This window comes from Xanthomonas sp. SHU 308 (assembly GCF_000364645.1).
GTDB lineage: Bacteria > Pseudomonadota > Gammaproteobacteria > Xanthomonadales > Xanthomonadaceae > Xanthomonas_A > Xanthomonas_A sontii.
In genome coordinates this window covers 1-2,693 of record NZ_AQOK01000382.1, presented here as the reverse complement: position 1 = coordinate 2,693, position 2,693 = coordinate 1, and the positions used below count along the sequence as shown (strand labels likewise).

Annotated in this window: 2 protein-coding genes and 1 pseudogene; 1 reads left to right on the top strand and 2 read right to left on the bottom strand. The window is 70.9% G+C overall.

The annotated features are described in order from the left end of the window. Positions 1-1,193 (top strand): FtsX-like permease family protein (locus D588_RS0112900; RefSeq protein WP_017916271.1); only part of this gene is annotated, 1,193 nt, incomplete at its 5' end. Positions 1,194-1,522: 329 nt separating this feature from the next. On the opposite strand, the gene D588_RS0112895 is transcribed toward D588_RS0112900, so the two are convergent. After that, on the bottom strand, positions 1,523-2,461 hold the full coding sequence (locus D588_RS0112895; protein ID WP_017916270.1) for a DUF6607 family protein: 939 nt from the start codon (positions 2,459-2,461) through the stop codon (positions 1,523-1,525). Between the two features lie 49 nt (positions 2,462-2,510). Continuing rightward, positions 2,511-2,693: pseudogene (locus tag D588_RS24715) on the bottom strand (Hemin transport protein); the annotation flags it as partial.

Sequence of the window (2,693 nt, the reverse complement as noted above, 5' to 3'; positions counted from 1 at the left end):
TGGCGGTCGGCGGCGTGCTGCTGGCGGTGCTGCGGCGACTGCAGGGACGGCTGCGCGGGCCTTGGAAACTGGGCCTGGCGGCGCTGACCCGGCGCCGCGCACTGAGCGTGGTGCAACTGGTGGGTCTGTCGCTGTCGCTGTGCGCCCTGCTATTGCTGGCGGTGATCGGCCCCGGTCTGCTCGGGCAGTGGCGCGACCGGCTGCCGGCGGACACGCCGAACTACTTCCTGATGAACATCCAGCCCGATCAGGCCGAGCAGGTGCTCGGCACCTTGCGCACGCTCGGTGTCGCCGATGCGGCGGTCGAGCCGTTCAGCACCGGCAAGCTGGTGGCGATCAACGGCAAGCCGCCGCAGCGCCGCGAGCAGGGGCCGGAGGACGATGGCGACGGCAGCGACCGGCCGATCAACTTCTCCTGGCGGCACGAATTCCCCGCCGCCAACCGGCTGCTGTCCGGACGCTTCTGGGCGGCCGACAGCACCGCCGCCGAAGCCTCGGTGGAGGAAGGCTGGGCGCAGCGCTACGGGCTCAAGCTCGGCGATCGCATCACCCTGCTGCTCGGCGACCAGCAGCGCAGCTTCACCGTGACCAGCCTGCGCAAGGCAGACTGGGATTCGTTCCGGGTCAACTTCTTCCTGCTGCTCAACGCCGGCGCAGTGCAGGATGCGCCGTACAACCTGATCTCCGCCTTCCACCTGCCGCGCGCCTCGGCCGCGCAACTGAGCGGGCTCAGCCGCGCCTATCCGAACGTGTCGCTGCTGGACATCGACGCGATCCTGCAGCGGGTGCGCGAGGTCATCGACCGCGTCGCCCAGGCGGTGCAACTGGTGATGGGCTTCAGCCTGCTGGCAGGCGCACTGGTGCTGCTGGCCGCCCTGCAGGCCACTGCCGGCGAGCGCCGCTACGACAGCGCGGTGCTGCGCACCCTGGGCGCACGCCGTGGGCAGTTGCGCGGCGCGGTGCTGGTGGAGTTCGGCGCGCTCGGCCTGCTCGCCGCGATCCTCGCGGTCGGCGCGGCGGCGATCATCGGCGTGGTGGTGGCCAGGCAGGCCTTCGACCTCGCGCTGTCGCCGCCTTGGCCGGCGCTGCTGCTCGGCGGCCTGGGCGGCGTGGCCCTGAGCCTGCTCGCCGGCTGGTCGGGCACCCGCCGCATCCTGCGCACGCCGCCGGCGCTGGCGCTGCGCGAGCAGTGAGTGAAGCCGGGAGTGGGGAATCGGGAGTGGGGATTGGAAAAGCGCCACAGGTCCTGCGCGTGTCGTGCGATCCGCTCTGGATCGCGCAAGTGATCTCCACATCCGCGGATGCGGTATCGCCGCCAACAACGTCAATCACACCCGTGGCGATCACGTCAAAGCACTGACGCCGCCACGCGACGCCGCGCTTGTGCAGCCGCCGCGTGCCGCTGTCACCGCAAGTCGTCCCGGGCCAAACACGCTCCGCATCGAGCTGACACGCGCAAGAAAAAGGGGAAGGCGCCATCCCGGCCGCCTTCCCCACCCTGGCTGTGTCGCCGGCGCTGTGCTCAGCGCGCGGCCGGCGCCGGCGCGGTCCATTGCGCGAACACCGCATCGAGTTGCGCATCGCTGACCGGCTTGCCCTGCTGCACCGCCTCGGCCTGGCCGAACAGCGGCACGATGATCGCCATGCCGTCGACCTTGGTCTTCAGCTGCACGCCCGGCGGCTTGCCGAGCAGGCCGTCCCAACGCGCGCGCACCCTGGCCCAGTAGTCCCGGGTTGCGCTCCAGTAGGTGCGGGCCGGGGTGAAGTCCACGCTCGTGGTCTTGACGTAGTCGTTGAAGCCGAACTCGCGGGCGATGGCCTGCTGGCTGCCATCGGGCTTGCGCAGCACCTTGGTGTTGAACTGCTCGTGGGTCCAGCCGGCCGGGGTCAGCGTGTGTCGGTTGATCACCGCCAGCGCGTTGTAGTCGCTGCGCTTGGTGTACTCGCGGCGCGGCAACGGACGCCAGCTCAGGTCGCTGGTCCAGGTCGGATGGCCATCGGCGTAGTCCCAGCGCCCGGTGCCGCAGTAGCGCGGCGCGTCGCTGACCTCGTACACGCACTGGGTCCAGGCGCCACGGGTGGTCGCGGCGTCGAGCGGGCGCACCTGCCAGGTCTGGTCGGCGCTGAACTCGAAACGCTGCGGCGCCTCGTAGATCCAGTCCTGGCGCCAGTGCTTGGTCACGTGGCCGCTCTTGGGCTCCACCAGCAGATGCTGCAGCACCACCTTGCGCGGACTGTCCTCGACCACGATCACCACTTCGTCGCCACCGCTGCGCATTGGCGCGGCGCGCGCGTAGCCGGGCTGCAGCAGCACGGTCTCGTCGAAGGCGAACGCCACCGTGTACTCGCCCTGCATCGCCAGGATGCTGGCACGGTCGCGCGCCGGGTCGGCGCTCTCGGCGTGGACGGGGAGGCTGCCGGCAAGCAGCAAGGCGCAGAACAGGGGCGGAGCTTTCATCATCGAGAGAGGTGTCTTGGTTGATGGGAAACGAGGAAACGCCAGCGGCCGCTCACAACCGCAGCAGCGGCCACGGCCGCTCGGGATCGGGGCGCGACGCAGGGCGTCCGGCGCGGGCGCAACAGCAGTCGTCGACCAGCACATCGCCCTCGGCCGCCTCCAGGCGCGCGATGCGGCGGGCGATGCTGGCACCGAGCGGCGACACGCCGGCGACGCTGGCCGCCAGCACGCCATC

Excerpts from the sequence above, each read along its gene's own strand:
- D588_RS0112895 (WP_017916270.1), bottom strand. The coding sequence starts at position 2,461 with ATGATGAAAGCTCCGCCCCTGTTCTGCGCCTTGCTGCTTGCCGGCAGC.